The 780-nt window shown below is 50.9% G+C and carries 1 protein-coding gene; it reads left to right on the top strand.

Going from position 1 to position 780, the window contains the following annotated elements:
- Positions 1-124: 124 nt before the first annotated feature.
- A partial coding sequence (locus EVC45_RS44955; protein WP_306770886.1) for a histidine kinase dimerization/phospho-acceptor domain-containing protein occupies positions 125-780 on the top strand: 656 nt, incomplete at its 3' end.

Genomic DNA, 780 nt, shown 5'->3' with positions numbered 1-780 from the left:
TGGCTATGCATGACCTGCCTTCGTCTTGTTTATCCAGAAACCGGGACGATACCACCCACTGAAAATTCAATAGAGGCATATTTATCTTTTGTTCCGTGTGGTCTGGATCTTCGGACTGTGGGGGATGGCCGCTCCCATGGCAATATATCTGCTGAAAAAGACCATGGCGCTTCCGAAGCAAGCTGGCGTCAACGCGGTCGAGCAGATGCACTGGGAATGGGCTGGATTGGTCATACTGACATCGTTGTGGTGGGCGGCCGGTAGCTTCGGGATCGAGCCACCCATTTTCTGGGCCTACCACGGTGATATTCATATTATTTTTCACAGAACTTTCTTCCTAAGGCTGACGCTGATCTGTCATGTATTTACTGTGCTGCTGCTCGCACCCAGTCTTCGTGCAACTTTAGGTTCACTTGTGCTCGGCACTATCCCATTTGGATTTAGCGTGGGAGTCATTCTGTTCATTAATCGGCCAACTGCGTTTGAGTCGCTTGCGGCTCAACTAATTGGCTATTGTCTCATCGCATGGTTTCTTTGTTACGATCAGAAGCACGCATGTGTAAAAGAGGTCATTCTCGAAGAGGCGCGATCGCGGGCTGAAGCAGCAAGGGCGGAGAAGAACCAACTTATCGCTGCGATAAGCCATGATTTGCGCCAGCCGCTCACAACGCTCGGCTTGAAGTTGAACTATATCGAGCGGACTATTGAATCAACCAGGCTGGCCGAAGACGTCTCGATTGCGCAACGGCAAGTGGATGCGATGGAAGGGATGATCAACGG

Origin of the sequence: Paraburkholderia sp. UYCP14C (assembly GCF_004197395.1) — a bacterium.
In the GTDB taxonomy this organism is placed as follows: Bacteria; Pseudomonadota; Gammaproteobacteria; order Burkholderiales; family Burkholderiaceae; genus Paraburkholderia.
This window is presented reverse-complemented; position numbering and strand designations above follow the sequence as displayed.